A 21,263-nucleotide genomic window follows, 5' to 3' on the forward strand; every position below is an offset into this window, starting at 1 on the left:
GGACATATGAAAATCATTCAGCGATTGTCGGCAGAGCAGCAGGCGCTGATGTGGCAGATCGTCCGCTATGGCGTGACGGGGCTGTTCGTCACGGCCTGTCAGGCGGCGATCTACTGGGTGCTGGCCGCGCCCGTGGGGCTGCATGTGCAGATCGCCAACGGGATCGGCTATATCGCGGCTGTCGCGATCGGCTATGCGTCCCACAACGCCTTCACCTTTCGCGGACATGGCGCGGGAGAGGATGGCCATGCGGCGCGAGGCGCGCGGTTCGTCGCCGTATCGCTGGTGAGCTATGCGCTCAATGCCTTGTGGGTGTGGCTGTGCGTCACGCATATGCAATGGCCGGAATGGTCGCCCATCCCGGCCATGATGTTCGTGACCCCTGCGGTGGTGTTCCTGCTCAACCGGCAATGGGTATTCCGGTAACGCACCGCGCGTTAATGGACGAACCGCGCCACCACGTCGCGATAGGAGCGGCTGACCTTCACCTGCGCGCCGCTTTCCAGCACTAGGAAACATTCGCCATTGGTGTGGGGCTTCACCTGACGCACCTGCGACAGGTTCACGATGGTCGAGCGGTGGACGCGCTGGAAATTGCGGGGGTCGAGCCGCTTTTCCAGATCCTTCATCGTTTCGCGCAGGATCAGCGAGTTGTCGGCGGTGTAGATGCACATATAATCGCCCGCCGCGTCGATCCGTTCGATCGAATCCACGTCGACGCGGAAAATCTGGCCGCGATCCTTGATGTTGATGAGCTTTTCGAAGCGGTTGGACGCGGGCGCATCCTCGTCCGATGCAAAGTCGTTCATCGCGTCGGGCGCGACTTCGGCCAGCACTTCGCGCAGTTTTTCGACTTCCTGCACCTGCCGCTTTTCGGACAGGCGCTGGCGCACGCGGTCGAGCGCGTCGGCAAGGCGGCCTTCCTCCACCGGTTTCATCAGGTAATCGACCGCCTGCGCCTCGAACGCGCGGATCGCATGGTCGCTATAGGCCGTCACGAAGATGAAAAGCGGGGGTTCGACCTCCATCATGCCCTGAACGACGGAAAAGCCGTCAAATCCGGGCATCTGAATGTCAAGGAACACAAGGTCGGGTTTATGCGTCTTTATGGCGCGAATGGCTTCACGGCCATTGCTGCAGGTTTCAACGATTTCAACATCCTCATGCGCTTCCAGACGCAGCTTGAGGCCCTGAATAGCCAGGCTTTCGTCGTCGACGAGGATCGTTCTGATGGTCATGCGGCCACTTTCGATGGTTCATCCAGATTAAGCGGCATTTCGATAATGACCGAAAAGCCGCCTGGCGTGGAACGCGTTTCGAAGCTCTGTCGTTCCCCGAAAGCCTGAATAAGCCGATCACGGATATTCGCCAGCCCGACGCCTGTTCCCGCGCTGACGGGATTGTTCGGGCGCATGGCCCCGTCATTCAATCCCGGACCGCTGTCCGATACGATGATCCGGACGTTTTCACCGGCGGGCTGCGCCGTGACGGAGATTTCCGCCCCCTCCTCCTTGGGCGTCACTGCATATTTGATGGCGTTTTCCACCAGCGGCTGAAGCAATAGCGAGGGCAGACGCGCCTGCGCGACCGCCGGATCGATGATGAAGACGGGACGCAGCCGGTCCTCGAACCGCATCTTTTCGATTTCGAGATAGAGTTTCAGTGTCTCCACCTCCTGCTCGATCGTCACCTGCGCGGTGGGTTCGTTGATCAGCGTGTAGCGCAGGAAGGACGACAGGCGCGAAAGCATCGCATTGGCCCGGTCGGTCTGTTTCAGCAGCACCAGGGTCGAGATGCTGTTGAGCGTATTGAACAGGAAATGGGGATTGAGCTGATAACGCAGCATCGCCAGTTGCGCGCTGGACGCCTGATTTTCCAGGTGCAGAAGCTGATCCGCCTGCTCCTCCACGGTCAGGTAGAAATTAATGGCGTAATAGAGCGCCGACCACGCGCCGAGCAGCGTGACGCTGAGATAGAAAGCGCCGAGGAAAAGCTGGACCCCCGCCGTCCCGCTCGCGCGGTTCTGGGTGGAAAAGACCCAGGCGTCGATAAACGCCACCAGCCCCGCCGCCGCCAGCACCGTGATGATCGAAACGCCCCAGGTGATGACGGGCTTCTGCTTCAACAGAAAGCGGAAGATCACCGCGATCAGAAGCGTGACCGAATAACCGCTGACGGTGGAGATCAACACCGGGATCAGGCTGGAAAGCGGCTGGCCGTTGGCGACGGTGGAGGAACCGCGCAGCAGGAAGGCCCCGGCCCAGCCCAGCGACTGGAGGTTCCAGAAAGCGCGATTCTTGTCCGCGAAAAAGGGTTCCGGCTGGATACGAGGCGGTGACATCAGGGGCAGACTAAAGCATCATGCGAAAAAGTGGGAACCGGTTTTCGCAAAAAAGATGGCGATCAAAGAACAGTGCCGCGCGATCCGCACCGGGTTCAACGCAGCGGGATCGCGCCGCCCATCAGCCAGCGGCCACTTCCTCCAATGCCGATACTCCATCCGCGCACAGCCAGACCAGATCCTCGATCGCCAGATCGCGGCCATCATGGGACTGGATCGTCATGCGGCGGATCGGCTGACGGTCGCGGCTGTCGGCCAGCACCTGGCAGGTTTGCGGACTGCAGCCCCATCTTTCGCCCCATTGACGCAGGGCGACCATGACAGGGGCGAGTTCCTGCCCCTTTGCGGTCAGACGATATTCGACCTTGCGCCGGTCGCACTGCATGGGCTGGCGGACCATGATACCGTTTTCAACCAGCCGGGCCAGGCGATTGGCAAGGATATTACGGGCGATGCCCAGGACGGACTGGAACTCCTCGAAATGCAGGATGCCCGCCATGGCGCCCCGCAAGATCAGGAAGGACCAGCGTTCGCCCATCATCTCCAGCGCGCTTGGCAGCGCGCATTGCTCCAGGTCCTGCGCCAGATTGTGTCTCATCGTAACAACTCTAACGTAAAGCGCGCTCCGTTGCAAAAGTGCAGCAGAATTACGTCAAAATGGGATTTTTTTGTTGCACCACAAGGTGCTTCACGGACAATCGGGAAACGATGTTACGCCAATATGAACTTGTCGAGCGGGTGAAACGCTATGATCCGGACGCGGATGAAGCGATGATAAACCGCGCCTATGTCTTTTCCGTCCAGAAACACGGGTCGCAAAAACGCGCCAGCGGCGACCCTTATTTCAGCCATCCGATTGAAGTCGCAGGGATTTTGACCGACTTCAATCTGGACGACCAGACCATCGTGACCGCGTTGCTGCACGACACGATCGAAGACACGCTCGTCACCTATGAAGAGATTGAGCAGGCGTTCGGCAGGGATGTCGCGCGCATGGTCGACGGTGTCACCAAGCTCAGCAAGATCGAAGCCATGTCGGAAAATGAGCGAGCGGCAGAAAATCTCCGCAAATTCCTGCTCGCCATGTCGGACGACATCCGCGTGTTGCTGGTGAAGCTGGCCGACCGGCTGCACAATATGCGGACGCTCCATTTCATCAAGAATGAGGCCAAGCGCCGTCGCATCGCGAAGGAGACGATGGACATATATGCCCCGCTGGCGGAGCGAATCGGCATGTATGACTTCATGCGGGAAATGCAGTTGCTCGCCTTCCGGGAACTGGAGCCGGAAGCCTATGACAGCATCACCAAGCGGCTGGAGCAACTGAAGGAAGGCGGCCATGACAAGGTCGACCGGATCGGCGCGGAACTGCAATTGCTGCTGGGCACCCACGACCTGCCGGTGACGGTATCGGGCCGGGAAAAGCATCCCTATTCCATCTGGAAGAAGATGCAGGAACGGCACATCAGCTTCGAGCAGTTGACCGACGTGATGGCGTTCCGCGTCATCACGGAAACCACCGCCGACTGTTACAAGGCGCTGGGCGTGATCCACCAGACCTATAAAATGGTGCCGGGGCGGTTCAAGGACTATATCTCCACCCCCAAGCGCAACGGATACCGTTCGCTGCACACCACCGTCATCCATCAGGACAATGCCCGCATCGAGGTGCAGATCCGCAGCCGCGAAATGCATCATGACGCGGAACTGGGGCTGGCGGCGCACTGGGCCTACAAGCAGCGGGGCGACGCGAACGATCATCAGGCGGCATGGCTGCGCGATCTGGTCGAAATCCTGGAACAAAGCCAGGATGCGGACGAATTGCTCGAACATACTCGTATGGCGATGTATCAGGACCGCATCTTCGCCTTTTCCCCCAAGGGCGAACTGCACCAGTTGCCCAAAGGATCGACGCCGGTCGATTTCGCCTATGCCGTGCACACCTCGCTCGGCAACCAGACGGTGGGGGCGAAGGTCAATGGCCGGGTCATGCCGCTTCGCACGCAGCTGGAAAATGGCGATCAGGTCGAAATCCTGAAATCCGAAGGGCAGCAGCCGCAACCGGGCTGGCTGACCTTCGCCATCACCGGCAAGGCGCGGTCTGCCATCCGCCGCTATATCCGCCAGAAGCAACGGGGCGAGGAAATCGCGCTCGGCGAAAAACTCTATGAGGAAATCGTCGGCCGCCTCCCTCACGAACTGGCGAGCGAACTGGGCGACAAGGCGGTGGCCGCGGCGCTCAAGCGGCTGAAGCTGGAGGATCGCGCCGCGCTGATGATCGCCATCGCGACCCATCGCCTGCTGGATTCCGAAGTGATGGAGGCGCTGATCCCCGGTTCCACCAGCGCGGAAGGCATGGAGGAAGCCCACCCCCGTCAGCACGCGCCCGTGTCGATCCGTGGCCTGACGCCGGGCATTGCCTATCATCTGGGCGAATGCTGCCACCCGGTGCCGGGCGACCGCATCGTCGGACTGCGCCGGACGGGCGAACCGATTGAGGTGCACACCATCGACTGCAAGGCGCTGGAAGCTGGGCAGGATGCGGACTGGGTGGATCTGTCCTGGGACAGCCGGTCAAAGGGCGGGACAGCGCGCCTTTCCGTCATCGTCAAGAACCAGCCGGGCGCTCTGGCGGCCGTCGCCAATGTGTTCGGCGCGACCAAAGCGAATATCCTCAACCTGCAACTGGTGAACCGCGAAGGGCCGTTCCACACCGACATCATCGACCTGGAAGTGGCCGATGCCCAGCACCTCAACCGTATCCTGTCCGCGCTGCGGGCGCTGGACGCGGTGGTGCAGGCGGATCGCGTATGACCCCTTTTCCGCAAGGGATTGCTTTCCTCCACCATCCCTTGTAAAGGGCCGCCACCGGACCCCTTGCGGGTCCACCGTCCGAGACAGTTGGTGAAGGGAATCTGCCCTTCTTAATGTCCAGCCTAGACGGGGAAAAGTTCTTGCCGGACGGGCCTTTATGCCATGTTCCGGGTCTGCCTGTCTTCGTTGAAGCGATTCGGGCCAGTCGACCTCTCCCCATTCGGACCAGTGCCCCATGCGGCGGCGAAAGCCTTTGCATGGGTTTGTTGTGCGCCGGACCGTCCGGCGCATGAATATGTGGAGAATGGCATGGATCGTAATCAGAAAGCTGAGGTCGTTTCCGCGCTGAACGCACATCTGGCAGAGGTCGGTGTGGTCGTCGTGACCCGCAACCTCGGCATGACCGTCGCCCAGTCGACGGACCTGCGCCAGAAAATGCGCGACGCCGGCGCAACCTTCAAGGTTACGAAAAACCGCCTCGCCAGGATCGCCCTTGAAGGCACCGACTATACCGGCATCAGCGACCTGCTGACCGGTCCGGTCGCTCTTGCTTCCTCGGTCGATCCGGTCGCAGCCGCCAAGGTTGCGGTCGAATTCGCGAAAACCAACGACAAGCTTGAGATCGTTGGCGGCGCGATGGGCGAGACACTGCTGGATGCGAACGGCGTCAAGGCGCTCGCATCGATGCCGTCGCTGGATGAACTGCGTGCGAAGATCGTTGGGCTGCTCGTTGCGCCCGCGACCAAGCTCGCGACCGTCACCCAGGCGCCGGCAGCGCAGCTCGCGCGGGTTTTCAACGCCTATGCGGAAAAGAACGCGGCCTGATTTTTCAGGCCCGGTCGAAACCGGACATTGTTTCAACGCTAGTTTAAGGGGCCTTCTGGCCCCGCCCAGAAGGGAACAGGTAAAATATTATGGCAGACATTAACGCACTGGTCGATCAGCTGTCGGCCCTGACCGTCCTCGAAGCCGCTGAGCTGTCGAAGGCTCTGGAAGAAAAGTGGGGCGTTTCGGCCGCTGCTGCCGTGGCGGTTGCCGCTCCGGCCGGTGGCGCTGCTGGCGGCGCGCCTGCTGAAGAAGCCAAGGACGAATTCGACGTCGTCCTGACCGGCGACGGCGGCAAGAAGATCAACGTCATCAAGGAAGTCCGCGCCATCACCGGCCTGGGTCTGACCGAAGCCAAGGCGCTGGTCGAAGGCGCGCCGAAGGCGATCAAGGAAGGCGTCGGCAAGGACGAAGCCGAAAAGCTCAAGAAGCAGCTTGAAGAAGCCGGCGCGACCGTCGAACTCAAGTAAGCTTTCGCTCCGCACCGCGGAGAGAGGATCGGGGCGGCGCCATCATGGCGCCGCCCTTTTCTTTTGGAGGATTTCCGTTCACAAACCCGCGATCATGCATGGGCTGCTATTGGCCAATGCGAACATTTACCGAAACATAGACATCCGTTCGCCCTGAGGTGGGCCAAGCCCTTCGACTGACTGCTTGCTCAGGATAAACTTGGCCTCGGGCCAAGTCGAAGACCCGTATCGAAGGATCTTGCGCGACATCAGTCCTTCGGCACGCCATTTCGACAAGCTCAGCGGCTACTCAGGACGAATGGGGGTGAGGAAAGCGGCCATTCCGCAATCCACCCAAAACCGCAATCCGGCTCAAATTTTATTTGCCGCCTTTCATAAGCCCCTTCTCTCCAAGGCCGCGTACCCATGACCAATGGCGGCCATGAGGCGGAGTTTATGGGGTTGGCAGACACGTTGCCATTCGCGCATGAGGGGCGGAGAATGACCACAGCCATCATCTATATCACAGCAGCCATCGCCGAAATTGCCGGTTGTTTTGCCTTCTGGGCCTGGTTGCGGCTGGACAGGTCGCCGCTCTGGCTGGTTCCCGGCTGCCTTTCGCTGGCCCTGTTCGCCTGGCTGCTGACGCTGGTCGATACCAGCCATGCAGGCCGAGCCTATGCGGCCTATGGCGGCATATACATCACATCCGCGCTGCTGTGGCTGTGGATGGCGGAAGACGTGCGGCCCGATCGCTGGGATCTGGGGGGCGCTACGCTCTGCCTCATCGGCGCGGCCGTCATCCTGCTCGGCCCGCATCGAACCTAGCGCCTTCACTCCACCGGGACGAAGGCGCCCTTTTCGCGGTCCTTGACGACATGCGCGGCGGGAAAGACCGATCCGCTCATCGTGATATAGACGCCCGGCTGCGCCACCTGCACCGTGGCGAAGGCCATGCCGAGGTTGAAGCTCGCGTCGCTCTCACCGAAACGCGCGGGGGCGAGCGCGCCGACCAGCACCACCGTCTTGCCGGGAATATCGGCCAGCACCCTGGCGGTTTCCGTCATCGTGTCGGTGCCGTGGGTGATGACGATGTGGCTTTCGTGGGCCGCGACGACGCGGGCGCGGATATGAGCGCGGTCGGCATCGTCCAGTTCCAGACTGTCCTTGCGGGTCACTTCCTCGATGCGGAAGGGGCGTTTGACGCGGGCGATCTCCAGCAGCTTGGCGACCACGGTTTCGCCCACCTGATAATCGGAGAGCGCGTCGAAATAGATTTTGTCGATCGTGCCGCCGGTGGTGAGGAGGAGGATGGGCGTGTCGGGGGACAACATGGGAAGCTCCAGAAATTGAGTGAGGCGTCCTCTAGCCGCCCCGCGCCATGGCCTCGCCCCGGTCGCGGGCGGCGGTCAGCGTGTCGGTCAGCAGCCTGAGCAGGCGATCGTCGGCGTCGAGCACATTGAGACCCTCCCGCGTCATGCCACCGGGACTGGCGACGCGGTCGGCCAGCGCGCCGGGGCCGTCGCTGGCGCGGGCTGCCATGCTGGCGGAACCCTCCACCGTGGCCAGCGCCATGCGCGCGGCCTGATCGGCGGGCAGGCCCAGCGCCTCCCCCGCCCGCGCCAGCGCGTCGATGAAGCGGAACAGGAAAGCGGGGCCACAGCCGGACAGCGCGGTCACTTCATTGAACTGCCCCTCATCGGCCATCCATTCGGCAAGGCCGAGCGGCGCGATAAGCGCGGTTATGGCCGCACGGGCTTCATCCGGCGTCGCGGCGTCGGTGTAGAGCGCCGTCACGCCCTGCCCTATGCCCACGGGCAGGTTCGGCATGGCGCGCACCAGGGCGCGGGCGGCGGGGAAATGCCCGCGCAAATCGTTGAGCGGCGTGCCCGCGAGGATCGAGACGATGCGCGTCTCTTCCCCGCAGAGCGGCGCGAGGGACGCGGCGACATCGGCGATCTGATAGGGCTTCATCCCCAGCAGAACGGTGGTTCCGGCCGGCAGGGCGGCGGGATAATCGCTTACCACCCGCACGCCTTCGGCTACCGGCTTTCCGCTGGGGCGCAGCACGATGACCCGGGCCGGATCGAGGCCGCAATCAAGCCAGCGAGCCAACATCTGCCCCGCCATATTGCCGCAACCGACGAGGAACAGGTGGTCGGGCCATTTGATGTCGGTCATGGGATGCGTTCAGGCTTCGCCGCGGGTTTCGATGAGGCTGGCGGAGATCGCTTCAGATGGCGTTTTGCCACCCCACAGGACGAACTGGAACACGGGATAGAAACGCTCGCACTCGTCAATGGCGGTTTCGACCAGAACCTGCGCCTGATCGAGCGTCAGCGTGCCCCCTGCGCCAAGCAATGCCCCGTGGCGGAACAGGACGATGCCGCTCGACGACCACAGTTCGAAATGACCCAGCCAAAGCTGTTCGTTGATCAGGGCCAGCGTTTCATGGATCGCGGCCCGCTTTTCATCCGCCACGCGAATGTCGGGCAAGGCCAGAAGCTGAAGCACCTGATCCTCGTCCCGCCAGATGCCGCGCAGCTCATATTGCGCCCATGAACCCTGGGTGCTGGCGACGATCTCATCCTCGCCCATCTGGTCGAAGCTCCAGCCATGCGCCTCGAAATAGGCGGCCAGCATATCAATCGGGGCCGCTTCCTGCCCGCCATTTTCAAATTCGTCGGCGTCCATCATGTGCGGCCCTTAACATCGGGAACAGTGAAAGGACAGGCGCGAAACGCCGTTATTCGGCGTCCTTCGCCTTGCCCTTGTTCGCGCGGACGGTCTTGGTGACGGGTTCGGGCGCTTTGCCTTCCAGCGCGTCGACGCGGGCTTTCAAAAGCTCCACCTCTTCACGGGCGGCGGCGGCCAGCGCCTTGACCGCGTCAAATTCCTCGCGGCTGACGAAATCCATGCCGCCCATCCACTGCTTCGCCTTTTCGCGGGCATTGGACTCGAACTCGCGGCTCATGCCCGCGACGGTCCCGGCGGCGCCGTTCACCAGCTTGGCAAGGTCGTCGAAAAAGCGGTTTTCGCTCTGCATGATCCTGTCGTCCTCATTCGCGCCGCCTCCTGTCGGGCGGCAAAAATCATATCTGGGTGCGAAGCGCCGGGACGACAAGGGTTTCTGCGTCCGGGTTCAGCCGGTCGACCTCATAGTTGAGGTAAGTGGCAAAGGCCAGCCACAGCAGATAAGGCAGCAGCAGCCATCCCGCCGCCCGGCGAATGCGCTGGAAAAGCGCCGTCGTGACCGCCACCAGCACGGTAAGGACAAGGATCAGCGCCAGCGCGTCGCCGACCTGATGCGCGCGGAAGAACAGCGGCGACCAGATCAGGTTCAAGGCGAACTGGATCAGGAACAGGGCGATGGCAACGCCCCGCCCCCGTGCACCGCGCGCATGGAGCACCATCGCGAAGGCCAGCGCCATCAGGATATAGAGCAGCGTCCAGGCCGCGCCGAATACCCAGCCGGGCGGCATCAGCTCCGGCTTGGCAAGCGCGGCGAACCAGCGATTGCCATAGCCGCTATTGGCGAGCTTTCCCGACAGGAAACCGAGAAAGAGGATCGCGGGAACCGTCACCAGCGCCCAGCGCAGATAGGCAAGGCGCAACTGACCGGGCGACGCGATCTGGTTCATCGGCACTTATTCTCCCTGCCCTCTCACTCGGCGGCGTCGGGCGAATCCTTGAGCGCCGAATCCAGCCGCCGTCCCACGGTTTGCGGTGAAACGGTTCGTCCCGCAACCCGCGAATAGAAGATCGGGATCAGGAAAAGCGTGATGAGCGTGGCCAGCGACACGCCGAACACGACGACCGTGCCGATGCTGTGCCGCGCCGCCGCTCCCGCTCCGCCCCGGATGACCAGCGGCACCGCCCCGATCACCGTGGCGATGGAGGTCATCAGGATCGGGCGCAGACGGCGGGCCGCCGCCTGTCGGATGGCGTCGGCGACTTCCAGCCCTTCGTCGCGAAGCTGGTTGGCGAACTCCACGATCAATATGCCGTTTTTCGCGGCCAGCCCCACCAGCATGACGATGCCGATCTGGCTGTAGAGATTGATCGACCCCGCCGTCAGCAGGAGGCCCAGCACGCCGCCCGCAACCGCCAGCGGCACCGTGGCGATGATGACGCCGGGATGGATGAAGCTTTCGAACTGGGCGGCAAGCAGCAGGTAGACGATCAGGATGGTGAGGCCGAATACCAGCCAGATCGACCCGCCGGTTTCGCGCAGCGACTGGCTTTCGCCGCGATAGCCGATGGCGAGCACTTCGGGCGACTGGCTCGCCTGCCCTTCCAGCCAGCTGAGCGCCTCGCCCAGCGAAGTGCCGGGCGCAAGCGCGGCGGTCAGCGTAATGGCCCGCAACTTGTTATAGCGGTTGAGCTGGCGCGGACCGGCGATCTCGCGAACCGTGACGACCGACGAAAGCGGGATGAGCGCGCCGCTGCGCGAGCGGACCTGGATGCGTTCAAGATCGGCAAGCGTCTGGCGGCCTTCCTTTTCGGCCTGCACCAGCACGCGATATTCCTCGCCCCGGTCGACATAGGTGGTGACGCGGCGGGAACCGAGCAGGCTCTGCAAGGCCTGGCTGATGTCGTTGATCGACACGCCCAGATCGCCTGCGCGCTGCTGATTCACGTCGATCCGCATCTGCGGCTTGGTTTCCTTATAGTCGGAATCGAGGTTGATGAGGCCAGGGTTCGAAGCCGCCGCCGCCATGATCCGGTCGCGCGCGGCGGCCAGCCCTTCATAGGTGGCGCCCGCGATGACAAGGTTGACCGGCAGGCCGCGCCCCCGCCCAAGGCCGGATCGGGCGGCGGCGTTGCCGCGCACGCCTGGCTGCTGGGCAATCACCTTGTTGATGGCGTCGGCGACCTGCGCGGTGGTGAGGTGACGGTCCTCCCACGGACGAAGAAAGGCGATGACATTGCCGCTGTTGAAATCGTCGCTGCCCCCGAAACCGGCGGGCGCGCGGAGAAGCAATTGCTGGAGCGCGCCGTCCTTCACCAGCGGCGTCAGATCCTTTTCGATCCGATCCATATAGACGGTCATCCGGTCAAAGCCGGTGCCTTCGGCAGCCATCACCTGTCCCTGGACGACGCCAGTGTCCTCTTCCGGGGCCAGTTCATTGGGCAAGAGGGTGAAAGCCGCGCCCGAAAGCGCCAGGAACAGAGCCACGCCCAGCAGGGGAAGCAGCGGCTTGCCCAACACCCTGTCCAGCCACCGGGCATAGCCCGCCTCCAGCCGCTGGAAACGGGCGTCGATCCAGCGCGCCAGCCGACCGCGCTCGGCCGTCTTGAGCAGCTTGGAGCAGAGCATGGGCGCAAGGCTGAGCGATATGAAGCCGGAAAAGGCGATGGCCGCGACCATGGCGATGGCAAGTTCGCGGAACAGCAGGCCCGTCTGTCCGGCGAGGAACATGACCGGCACGAACACCGCGCAAACCACCAGCGTAGTGGAGATGATGGCGAAACCCACCTGCCGCGTGCCGAGATAGGCCGCGACCAGCGGATCGTCGCCCTGTTCGATGCGGTGATAGACATTCTCCAGCACGACGATGGCGTCGTCCACGACAAGGCCAATGGCGAGCACGAATGCGAGCAGCGTCAGCAGGTTGATCGACAGGCCGCACAGCCACATGACCGCGCAGGTCGCGAGCAGGCAGATCGGCACCGTTACGGCAGGCACAAGCGTGGCGCGCACCGATCCCAGAAACAGGAAAATGACCAGCACGACCAGCAACGCCGCCTCGATCAGCGTGTCATAGACATTTTCGATCGCGCGGCTGATGAACAGGGATTCGTCGGACCCGATGGCGATACGCATCCCCTGCGGCACGGTCGGTTCCAGTTCCTTGATGAGCGCCTTCGCCCTTTCCGCGACCTCCAGCGTGTTCGCCCCGGACTGGCGGACAATACCCAGACCCACCGCATTGCCGCCATTGGCGCGGAACATGTTATAGGGGTCTTCCGCGCCCGTTTCGATCCGGGCCACGTCGCCCAGCTTCACCTGATAGCCGTCATCGCCGCGCCCTACGACAAGCTGCGCGAACTGGGCGGGCGTGACGAAGGGCCGCTCGACGCGCAGGGTCTGGTTCTGGTCCTTCGATTCGAAACGGCCCGCGGGCAGTTCCACATTCTGCGCCCGCAGCGCAGCTTCCACATCGGCAGGAGTCAGGCCGAAAGCGGCCAGCTTTTCCGCGTTGAACCAGATACGGGTGGACGGACGCGCTTCCCCGCTGATGAACACGCGGGCGACGCCGTCAATGGCGGAAAAACGGTCGGAAATATTGCGGTCGACATAGTCGCTGATCTGGATGCTATTCCAGCCGGGACGCGCAAAGGTGAGATAGAGAATGGGCCGGGAATCCGCATCCACCTTACGGATTTCGGGAGCCAGCGCATCTTCGGGCAAATCCTCCACCGCCGCGCTCACGCGGTCGCGCACGTCGTTGGCGGCGGAATCGATGTCGCGGGACGGGCTGAATTCGATATTGATGTCCGACCGTCCGTCCTGCGAAGTGGAGGTGATGGTCTGGATGCCCTGCACGCCTGCGATGGAATCTTCCAGAAGCTGCGTGATGCGGTTTTCCACGACGGAGGCCGCCGCGCCGGTATAGGTGGTTTCGACCGACACGATCGGCGGGTCCGTGTCGGGATATTCGCGCACCGACAGGCTGAGATAGCCGACCAGCCCGACAATGCAGAGCAACACCGCGACCACCGCGGCAAAGACCGGGCGGCGGACGGAAAGGTCGGAAAGCTGCACCGCCCGTCCCGTCAGCGCGCCGGGGCGGCGGTGGGGGCTTTTGCGCCCTCCATCCGCACGGGGACGCCATCGGTCAGCTTGACGACGCCATCCGTCACCACGACCTGTCCCGCCTTTACGCCATCCAATATTTCAACGAGGCCGTTCTGACGCAGACCGGTGCGGACATCGGTGCGCTTCACCTTGCCATCCTGCACGATGAAGATCGACCGCTGCTCGCCATCGCCCACCACCGCGAGTTCCGGCACGGCGAGCGACTGGCGCTGGCGCGCGATGACGCTGACGGTCATCAACATCCCCGGTTTCAGTGCACGGTCGGGATTGGGCAGGATCGCCCGGACTTTCACCGCGCGGGTGGCGGGATCGACCACGGGATCGATGGTGGCGATGGCGCCGCTGAAGGGCCGGTCGGGCCATGCGGCCGACACCGCCTTGATCGCCTGCCCCTGCCGGATCAGGGAGAGCTGGGTTTCGGGTACGGTGAAGTCGAGCTTGATCCGCGAAATATCGCTGACCGTCGCGATGGGGGTGCCCGCCGAGATGATGGCGCCGACCGAGACGGTCCGCAGGCTGGCCCAGCCCGAAAAGGGCGCGCGGATGACACGGTCGCCGATCGACGCCTTGGCCAGTTGGGCATTGGCAAGCGCGGCGTTGGCGGCGGCGACCTGCTGATCGAAGGTCGCGGTGGTGGCGAAGCCCCGCGCCTTGAGCGCCTTGATCCGATCAAGTTGCTGACGCGCTTCCAGCGCCTGCGCCTGCGCGGCGGCGAGTTGCGCCTGTTCCTGCCCCTGGGCCAGCGTGGCGATGATCTGCCCCCGCTTCACGAAGCCGCCGTCGGAGAAGTTCAGCGCCGTGATGCGCTGCGTCACCGGGGCGGACAGCACCACCTGTTCATTGGCGAGCGCGGTGCCGACCGCCGCCACATCGTCGGAAAAAGTGGCGCTGCCTATGGGCGCGGCTTCGACCAGCGCGGCGGGCCGCGGCTTTGCATCCTGTTTCTTGCCGCAGCCGGTCAAGCCAAGGGAAAGGCACAGGAACAGAGCTACGGGAAAACGCATGGAAAGGGAGCTAGCGGCCCTTGAGACGCGACACAACAGATGCTTTTGTCGCAAAATGTAACAGCCGGTCACAGGCCGTCTTTGCGGGCATGGAGCAGGAACTCCACATTGCCCTGCGGGCCGGTGATGGGGCTGGGCGTGATGCCTTCGACCCGCCAGCCCTGCATCTCCACCCAGGCGCGCACTTCCACGCACACGCGATCATGCACGGCGGAATCGCGGACGACGCCGCCCTTGCTCACTTCTTCCCGCCCCGCCTCGAACTGCGGCTTGATGAGGGCGACCAGCATCGCGCCGGAAGACGCGAAAGTCATGGGCCTTTCCAAAACCTTGGCAAGCGAAATGAAGCTGGCGTCGCAAACGATGATCTGGACGGGTTCAGGGATGTGGCTGGCGGTCAGGATACGGGCGCTGGTTTGTTCATGCACGATGACGCGCGGGTCGGAACGCAGCTTCCACGCAAGCTGGTTGGTGCCGCTGTCCACCGCATAGACCCGCGCCGCGCCCTTCGCCAGCAGCACGTCGGTGAAGCCGCCGGTCGAACTGCCCACGTCGATGGCCACAAGGCCGGTCACGTCGATGGCGAAATGGTCGAGAGCGTGGGCCAGCTTGATCCCGCCGCGCGACACCCATGGATGATCGCGGCCGCGCACGTCGAGGGGGGCATCGGGCGCGACCTGCTGCCCGGCTTTCTCGACCTTCCTGTCATTGAGGAACACATGGCCCGCCAGGATGAGCGCCTGCGCGCGGGCGCGGCTTTCGGCCAGGCCCCGATCGACGAGAAGCTGATCGGCGCGCACCTTCGCCATCAGGGCACCAAAGCGGTCAGGGTGGAGACGGTGAGGATCTGCGGCAGCGCCCTCCCCTCGCCGCCAGGCGCATACCAGAGGTAGAGCGGCACGCCCGACCGCCCCTGCCCTTCGAGGAAGCGGGTGATGGCGGGATCGGCATTAGTCCAGTCGCCGACCATGACGGTGACGCCTGCCCTGTCGAACGCGGCGCGGGTTTCGGCGCGATCGATGGCGGCGGCTTCGTTCGCCTTGCAGGTAAGGCACCAGTCAGCGGTGAAGTAGAGGAATACGGGCTTGCCCGCCGCGCGCAGGCTGGCGAGACGCGCTTCGTCGAAGGGAATGGCTCTCGATGCTTGTGCGGAGGCAGCAGCAGGCGCTTTTGCGGGCAGCAACGCCATGCCACCGCCCAGCAATATGAGCGCGCCGAGCAGGACCATCACGCCCCCGCTTTTTCCCCTGCCCTGCCGCCCGCCCAGCCACCAAAGCAGCAGCGCCAGCAGCAGCGCCGCGCCGAGTCCCAGCGTCATCGCCGCGACGCCTCTCTGCTGGCCCAGTAGCCACGCAAGGCCAAGTGCGGTCAGGAACATGGGGATGGAAAAAATGCGTTGCAGCCGCTCCATCCATGGCCCCGGCCGCGGCAAGCGGCTTCGCAAGGCGGGCAGATAAGCCAGCAACAGGAAGGGCAACGCAAGGCCAAGGCCAAGCCCCGCGAAAATGGCGAGCGAGGCCGCCAGCGGCAGCACCAGCGCCGCGCCCATGGCCGCGCCCATGAAAGGCCCGGTGCACGGCGTCGCGACAAAGGCGACCAGCGCGCCGGTCCAGAAACTGCCGATCATGCCACCCTTTGCGGCCAGACGCTCGCCACCGCCAAAAGCCCTCAGCTCGAACAGGCCCGCAAGGTTGAAGGCGATGGCCGTCACCAGCAGCAGCAGCAGCAGGATGATGCGCGGGTCCTGCAACTGAAAGGCCCATCCCACAGCCGCGCCCGCCGCCCTCAGCGCCAGCAACGCGCCGCCCAGCGCCAGACAGGCGACAATGACGCCCGCCGCATAGGCGATGGCTTCGCGGCGCACTTCCCGTTCCTGCCCCCCAGCGCGGGCAAGGCTGAGCGCCTTGAGCCCCAGGATCGGAAAGACGCAAGGCATGACATTGAGCAACAGGCCGCCCAGCACTGCTCCAGCCAGCGCGATCAGGATGGTCTGCGCCGCACCTCCCCCCGGCGCGGCCACCGGCCCGGCCACGGCGGCGACGAGGAAGCCAACATGATCGCCAGTCCGCAGCACGCCCTGCGCCCTGCCGCCCTTGAAACCCTCGCCCGCTTCCGTTTCGATCAGCAGGCGGTCGCCCTCGCGCTGCACCTTTTGCGGCGCGGCATAGCGGGCGAACCCTTCGGCCAGCGGGAAGAAATGCACGTCGCTCGCCTGCGCGCCCGCTGGAAAGGGGATGGCGATGCGAAGCTTGCCATCGGCCATCGCATAGCTGGCCTGCGCGCCCAGCGGCCGGGGCAGATGGGCGCGCCACTGGTCGAAGCGGGCGCCATCGGCGGGCTGGACCTGTCCGCTCCCCGCCACCAGGTTCAGGCTGAGGTCCGCGCCTTCGGGCACGCAGATCTTGTCGGTGCAGGCCAGCCACTCGGCGCGCACGCGGATCGGCAGGCGCGTGCCTTCCGGCACGTCCGGTGCAATCGCCAGCGGCGCCAGAATCGCATAAGGCCCTTCATAGACATGGTTCATCAGGCCGGAGATCGTCAGCATTTCGGGCACCGGATAGCGCAGCGCGCCAATGTTCACGCCCTTGGGCAGCGTCCATTTGACCGTCATGCCAAGGCCCGCGTCGCCCGGATTTTCCCAATAGCCGTGCCATCCCGCCTCTGGCGTCATGGCGAAGGCGATGGTCGTCTCCTGCCCCGGCGCGGGCGCGCCGCTTTCGGCCGACAGGCGCGCGGAGATATGCGGCGCCCCCGTCCCGAAGGCGCCCTGCGCGCAGGCGGCGGCTGGCGTCAGCAACAACGCCAGCGTCATCAAAAGGACATGAACTATCCGCATCGGGCCTCTGGTCGGGTGGCTTGGAGCGGGCTAGGTCTCTGTCCATCCGCCGTCAAGGTCGAGAAGGTCATTGCATAATGTTGAGGAAAGTCGCCGCCGCCCTGTTGCTCGTCCCGTGCGCGATGCCCGCCATCGCCCAGCCGGGCGCAGCCCCTGCCCCGCAAAGCGCGCCCGCGACGCCGCCCAAGCTGATCGTCGCCATTTCCGTCGACCAGTTTTCCGGCGATCTTTTCAACGAATATCGCCCTTATTTCGAAGCTGGTCTGAAGCGTCTGGCCGCTGACGGCATTGCATTCCCACGCGGTTATCAATCCCATGCCGCGACCGAAACCTGCCCCGGCCACAGCACCATCCTGACCGGCAGCCGCCCGTCGCGCACCGGCATCATCGCCAACACATGGTTCGACCTCAAGACCGGGCGCGAGGACAAGGCCGTCTATTGCGCCGAGGATGAAAGCCAACCGGGGACGAGCAGCGGCGATTATGTCGCCTCCCCCATCCATCTGCGCGTGCCGACGCTGGGCGGGCGGATGAAGGCCGCGAACCCGGCGACCCGCGTGGTGTCCGTCGCGGGGAAGGATCGCGCGGCCATCATGATGGGCGGGCCGACCGCCGATCAGGTCTGGTGGCTCAGCCCCAAAGGCTATGTGAGCTACAAGGGCGTGCCGACGCCGCCGCTGATCGCGAAGGTGAATGCGGTTTTCGCACAGAGGCTGGCGCAGCCCAGCCCCGGCTTTGAACTGCCGGCGCAATGCGCGGCAAAGGATTTCCCCGTCGGCATCGGCGCGGGGAAGAGCGTGGGCACCGGCCGCTTCGCGCGTGAGGCGGGCGATTTCAAGGTCTTTCGCGCATCGCCGGAACAGGACGCCCTGACATTGGCATTGGCCGCGTCAGTCATCGACAATATGGACCTTGGCAGGCAGGGGCAGACCGACATCATCTCCATCGGCCTGTCCGCGACGGATTATGTGGGGCACACTTACGGCACGGAAGGCACGGAAAGCTGCATCCAGATCGATCGGCTGGATCAGGAACTGGGCGCCTTCTTCGACCGGCTGGACAAGACCGGCATCGACTATGTGGTCGTGCTGACCGCCGATCATGGCGGCCATGACCTGCCCGAGCGGCACCGGCAGAACGCCATGCCGATGGAAAGCCGCGTGGACGCGGCCTTGACGCCCAAGGCGCTGACCGCAGCGGTCGGCGCCAGGACGGGACTGGCCGGGCGCAAGCTGATCTGGGGCGACGGGCCGATGGGCGATCTCTATTTCGACCTCTCCCTGACGCCCGGACAGCGCGCCGCCGTGCAGGCCGAAACGCTGAAGATCCTGCGCGCCCATCCCCAGGTGCAGGCGGTATTCACCAAGGCGGAGATCGCCGCCACCCCCTCTCCCTCCGGCCCGCCCGAAAGCTGGAGCCTGTTGCAGGAAGCACGGGCGAGCTTCGATCCCGAACGCTCGGGCGACCTGCTGTTGCTGCTGAAACCCCGCATCATGCCGATCATCGACCCGACCAAAGGCTATGTGGCGACCCATGGCAGTCCATGGGACACCGACCGGCGCGTGCCGATCCTGTTCTGGCGCAAGGGACTGCGGCATTTCGAACAGCCGTTGGGCGTGGAAACGGTAGACATATTGCCGACCCTCGCCGCGCTCATCAACCTGCCGGTGCCCAAGGGCGAGATAGACGGACGTTGCCTGGATCTGATCGCCGGCGAAGGAGATAGCTGCGCTGGGCATTAGTCACGCGGCCTGCAAATTCACGCGCAGTAGGGATGGCGGGTTTCGGCCATAGCCGCCACTCCACCTCCGTTCGGGCTGAGCGTGTCGAAGGGCGAACGGAGATAAAGGGAATGCCCACCTTCCACCCATAACCGCCATTCAGAGCGCCCTTTCAGATTCACGCGGAGGCGCAGAGACGCGAAGGGCACAGGCTGATGGTCCACAACGTCTCCGCGTCTCCGCCTCAATCCTTCAGGAAAGGGGATGGGCGGACGCCGTCTTGTTGGGATGGAAGCGAACGTTCCATCCGAAGGAAGTCGACGTCCACCTTCCCACCCAAACCCCGCCATCCAGCACGGGTTTGCAATCCCATGCCTCCCCTAACTGTTCAGCGCGCGGAGGCTGATTTCGGCGCGCAGGCCGCCTTCGGGACGGTTGACAAGCAGCAGCGCCCCACCCTCGCGCTCCACCGCCTTTGCGACGATGGCCAGGCCGAGGCCAAGGCCGCGCGTGTTGCGTTGCCGCGCTTCGTCCAGCCGGGCGAAGGGTTTCAGCACCTCCTCCAGCTTGTCGCGGGGGATGCCGGGGCCGTCATCATCCACGCGAATCAGGACTTCCCCATCGCGCCGTGACAGGCTGACCCGCGCGCGCTGGCCGTAATGCAGCGCGTTTTCCACGAGATTCCCCACGGCGCGGCGCAGGGAAAGCGGCCGCGCCGCCATCTCCAGATGATCGGGGCCGTCATAATCCACATCCCTGCCCTGATCCTGAAAGGCATCGGCGATGGTCGCCAGCATGACCGCGATGTCGGTACGCTGGGTCGGCTCCGTATTCTTTTCCCCGCCCAGGAAAGCGAGCAGGGAATCGATCATCTCGCCCATTTCGGCAAGGTCGCCCTCCATCGCCTCGCGCGCTTCGCCGTCCGGCACGCTTTCCAGCCGCAATTGCAGGCGGGAGAGCGGCGTGCGGAGGTCATGGCCCACCGCCGCCAGCGTCTCCGTCCGCTCGGTGATGAGGCGGTGGATGCGCTTTTGCATCGCGTTGAAGGCGCGGATCAGGTCGCGCACGTCGCTGCCGCCCCCTTCCTCCACGATCACCCCATCGCTCAGGCCAATGCGCTCGGTCGCGCGTGTCAGTTCGCGCAAGGGGGCCAGCGTGCGGCGGATCATCGCGCCCCCCACCAGCAACAGCGCCACCACGGGAATGAGGGCCAGTCCGACCCGGCCAATGGTGAATTCCCATTTCGATCCGCTATGGTGCATCCCGAAATAAAGCCAGCTGCCGTCCGACAGCAGCAGCCCGCCATTGATTTCCGACACGCGCCCCGGCGCGGCCAGCCGCAGCCAGAGACGCGACCTTTCCAGCGACGGTTCCCAAGCGACGATCTGCCGCCGCATCCGCTCCAGTTCCGGCGCAAGCGGCGGCGGCGGCGGGGATGCGGGCGTCCAGTGAATGTCGTAGCGGTCGGTGGTCAATTGCACCGCCAGCGGACGGCGGGCCTGGGCGGGCTGCTCGTCCATCAGCTTGCGCGCGATGATGAGATGTTCTGCCAGCCGGCGCGCTTCGTCATCCTGAAGCGACAAATGGCTGGCCCGCTCGTAGATCAGCGTGCCGACCGCGAATTCCAGCACCACCGTCAGCAGCAATATCGCGAAAATCCGCCCAACCAGGCCGAGCGGCCGCTTCATCCCCGACTTCAAGCGCGGCTGACCTCTGCATTGAACATGTAACCGACGCCGCGCACGGTGGTGATGGGGGCGCCCTTGTCCTGCGTGGAAAGCTTGCGGCGCAGGCGGCTGACCAGCACGTCGATGCTGCGGTCGCTGCTGTCGCCCATGCGGGTGCGTGACAATTCGATCAGCCGTTCGCGGGCAATGACACGCTGGGGGTGGCTGAGGAAAGAGCCGAGCAGGTCGAACTCCGCCCCGGTCAGGTCGACGATGCCGCCCGTGGGCGAACGCAGCTCGCGGCGGGGGAAATTGACGACCCAGCCGTCGAAGCGCGCTTCATTGTCGCGATGCTCGTCCGGGCCGCGCTCCACCCCGACGCGGCGCAATATGGCGCGGATGCGAGCGATCAGCTCGCGCGTGCCGAAGGGCTTGGGCAGATAATCGTCCGCGCCCAGTTCCAGCCCGACGATGCGGTCCGTCTCGCTGCCCTTGGCGCTGATGAAGATGATCGGCACGTCGCTCTTGCGGCGGATCTGGCGGCACAGGTCGATGCCGTTGGTGCCCGGCAGCATGACGTCGAGCACGACGAGGTCGACCGGTCCCGCGTCGAAGGCCACCCACATTTCCGGGCCGGAGGATGCCGGGCGGACCTGATAGCCATTTTCCTGCAAGGCACGGGCGGTCAGCGTGCGAAGCGGCGGATCGTCTTCCACCAGGATGATCGAAGGGGCGGTCATCGCGACTTTACACAGTGGAAATGGATCATGAGGAGGAGATAGG

General features: G+C 64.3%; 21 protein-coding genes. 7 read left to right on the forward strand and 14 right to left on the reverse strand.

All coding sequences use genetic code 11. The annotated features are described in order from the left end of the window. Window positions 1-6: 6 nt before the first annotated feature. The gene (locus ATN00_RS18515; RefSeq protein ID WP_062067511.1) at window positions 7-426 is read left to right on the forward strand and encodes a GtrA family protein; all 420 of its coding nucleotides are present in this window, start codon (window positions 7-9) and stop codon (window positions 424-426) included. Between the two features lie 11 nt (window positions 427-437). Here the strand turns inward: ATN00_RS18515 and ATN00_RS18520 are convergent, their stop codons facing one another. The 3 genes from ATN00_RS18520 to ATN00_RS18530 all read right to left on the reverse strand — a co-directional run bounded on the left by ATN00_RS18520 (window position 438) and on the right by ATN00_RS18530 (window position 2,939). After that, window positions 438-1,238 carry a LytR/AlgR family response regulator transcription factor gene (locus tag ATN00_RS18520; RefSeq protein WP_062067513.1) on the reverse strand — a complete coding sequence of 267 codons (801 nt, stop codon included), beginning with the start codon at window positions 1,236-1,238 and terminating at the stop codon, window positions 438-440. Next, window positions 1,235-2,341: a sensor histidine kinase gene (locus ATN00_RS18525; RefSeq protein ID WP_062067514.1), complete on the reverse strand. Its 1,107-nt coding sequence runs from the start codon at window positions 2,339-2,341 to the stop codon at window positions 1,235-1,237. The genes ATN00_RS18520 and ATN00_RS18525 overlap by 4 nt, the downstream gene beginning before the upstream one ends. Before the next feature lie 121 nt (window positions 2,342-2,462). Further along, window positions 2,463-2,939: a winged helix-turn-helix transcriptional regulator gene (locus ATN00_RS18530; RefSeq protein WP_062067517.1), complete on the reverse strand. Its 477-nt coding sequence runs from the start codon at window positions 2,937-2,939 to the stop codon at window positions 2,463-2,465. A gap of 110 nt (window positions 2,940-3,049) precedes the next feature. Between ATN00_RS18530 and ATN00_RS18535 the strand changes: the two genes are divergently transcribed. From ATN00_RS18535 to ATN00_RS18550, 5 genes are all read left to right on the forward strand, one after another. Next, the gene (locus ATN00_RS18535; RefSeq protein ID WP_062067523.1) at window positions 3,050-5,155 is read left to right on the forward strand and encodes a RelA/SpoT family protein; all 2,106 of its coding nucleotides are present in this window, start codon (window positions 3,050-3,052) and stop codon (window positions 5,153-5,155) included. A gap of 309 nt (window positions 5,156-5,464) precedes the next feature. Beyond that, on the forward strand, window positions 5,465-5,980 hold the full coding sequence (rplJ, locus tag ATN00_RS18540) for a 50S ribosomal protein L10 (RefSeq protein ID WP_062067526.1): 516 nt from the start codon (window positions 5,465-5,467) through the stop codon (window positions 5,978-5,980). 89 nt (window positions 5,981-6,069) lie between these two features. After that, window positions 6,070-6,450 carry a 50S ribosomal protein L7/L12 gene (rplL, locus tag ATN00_RS18545; RefSeq protein WP_062067529.1) on the forward strand — a complete coding sequence of 127 codons (381 nt, stop codon included), beginning with the start codon at window positions 6,070-6,072 and terminating at the stop codon, window positions 6,448-6,450. Window positions 6,451-6,688: 238 nt separating this feature from the next. Further along, window positions 6,689-6,859 carry a hypothetical protein gene (locus ATN00_RS23480; RefSeq protein WP_156415306.1) on the forward strand — a complete coding sequence of 57 codons (171 nt, stop codon included), beginning with the start codon at window positions 6,689-6,691 and terminating at the stop codon, window positions 6,857-6,859. A gap of 71 nt (window positions 6,860-6,930) precedes the next feature. After that, a complete protein-coding gene (locus ATN00_RS18550) occupies window positions 6,931-7,257 on the forward strand; it encodes a YnfA family protein (RefSeq protein WP_062069000.1) in 327 nt (108 codons plus the stop codon). Between the two features lie 5 nt (window positions 7,258-7,262). On the opposite strand, the gene ATN00_RS18555 is transcribed toward ATN00_RS18550, so the two are convergent. The 9 genes from ATN00_RS18555 to ATN00_RS18595 form a co-directional block, all read right to left on the reverse strand. After that, on the reverse strand, window positions 7,263-7,763 hold the full coding sequence (locus tag ATN00_RS18555; RefSeq protein ID WP_062067534.1) for an asparaginase domain-containing protein: 501 nt from the start codon (window positions 7,761-7,763) through the stop codon (window positions 7,263-7,265). Window positions 7,764-7,794: 31 nt separating this feature from the next. Continuing rightward, window positions 7,795-8,610, reverse strand: coding sequence for a pyrroline-5-carboxylate reductase family protein (locus ATN00_RS18560; protein ID WP_062067537.1), 816 nt, complete (start codon window positions 8,608-8,610; stop codon window positions 7,795-7,797). A 9-nt stretch (window positions 8,611-8,619) separates the two neighbouring features. Beyond that, window positions 8,620-9,126 (reverse strand): type III secretion system chaperone family protein, encoded by a 507-nt coding sequence (locus ATN00_RS18565; protein WP_062067540.1) that lies wholly within the window; start codon window positions 9,124-9,126, stop codon window positions 8,620-8,622. 49 nt (window positions 9,127-9,175) lie between these two features. Next, window positions 9,176-9,475 carry an accessory factor UbiK family protein gene (locus tag ATN00_RS18570; RefSeq protein ID WP_062067542.1) on the reverse strand — a complete coding sequence of 100 codons (300 nt, stop codon included), beginning with the start codon at window positions 9,473-9,475 and terminating at the stop codon, window positions 9,176-9,178. 46 nt (window positions 9,476-9,521) lie between these two features. Beyond that, on the reverse strand, window positions 9,522-10,070 hold the full coding sequence (locus tag ATN00_RS18575; RefSeq protein ID WP_062067546.1) for a TspO/MBR family protein: 549 nt from the start codon (window positions 10,068-10,070) through the stop codon (window positions 9,522-9,524). Window positions 10,071-10,093: 23 nt separating this feature from the next. After that, window positions 10,094-13,198 (reverse strand): efflux RND transporter permease subunit, encoded by a 3,105-nt coding sequence (locus ATN00_RS18580; RefSeq protein WP_062067549.1) that lies wholly within the window; start codon window positions 13,196-13,198, stop codon window positions 10,094-10,096. An 11-nt stretch (window positions 13,199-13,209) separates the two neighbouring features. Beyond that, window positions 13,210-14,256: an efflux RND transporter periplasmic adaptor subunit gene (locus tag ATN00_RS18585; protein WP_062067552.1), complete on the reverse strand. Its 1,047-nt coding sequence runs from the start codon at window positions 14,254-14,256 to the stop codon at window positions 13,210-13,212. Between the two features lie 68 nt (window positions 14,257-14,324). Continuing rightward, complete coding sequence (locus tag ATN00_RS18590; protein WP_062067555.1) at window positions 14,325-15,065, reverse strand: TlyA family RNA methyltransferase; 741 nt, start codon at window positions 15,063-15,065, stop codon at window positions 14,325-14,327. Beyond that, window positions 15,065-17,092 carry a protein-disulfide reductase DsbD family protein gene (locus tag ATN00_RS18595; RefSeq protein WP_062067558.1) on the reverse strand — a complete coding sequence of 676 codons (2,028 nt, stop codon included), beginning with the start codon at window positions 17,090-17,092 and terminating at the stop codon, window positions 15,065-15,067. The genes ATN00_RS18590 and ATN00_RS18595 overlap by 1 nt, the downstream gene beginning before the upstream one ends. A gap of 77 nt (window positions 17,093-17,169) precedes the next feature. Between ATN00_RS18595 and ATN00_RS18600 the strand changes: the two genes are divergently transcribed. Further along, window positions 17,170-18,834, forward strand: a complete 1,665-nt coding sequence (locus tag ATN00_RS18600) for an alkaline phosphatase family protein (RefSeq protein ID WP_062067562.1) — start codon at window positions 17,170-17,172, stop codon at window positions 18,832-18,834. Between the two features lie 359 nt (window positions 18,835-19,193). Here ATN00_RS18600 and ATN00_RS18605 read toward each other — a convergent pair whose 3' ends face one another. Both ATN00_RS18605 and ATN00_RS18610 read right to left on the reverse strand, forming a co-directional pair. Further along, entirely contained in the window at window positions 19,194-20,501 is a 1,308-nt protein-coding gene (locus ATN00_RS18605; protein ID WP_062067565.1) for an ATP-binding protein, read from the reverse strand. 8 nt (window positions 20,502-20,509) lie between these two features. Continuing rightward, entirely contained in the window at window positions 20,510-21,220 is a 711-nt protein-coding gene (locus tag ATN00_RS18610; protein WP_062067568.1) for a response regulator, read from the reverse strand. Window positions 21,221-21,263: the final 43 nt, after the last annotated feature.

Origin of the sequence: Sphingobium baderi (assembly GCF_001456115.1) — a bacterium.
Lineage (GTDB): Bacteria > Pseudomonadota > Alphaproteobacteria > Sphingomonadales > Sphingomonadaceae > Sphingobium > Sphingobium baderi_A.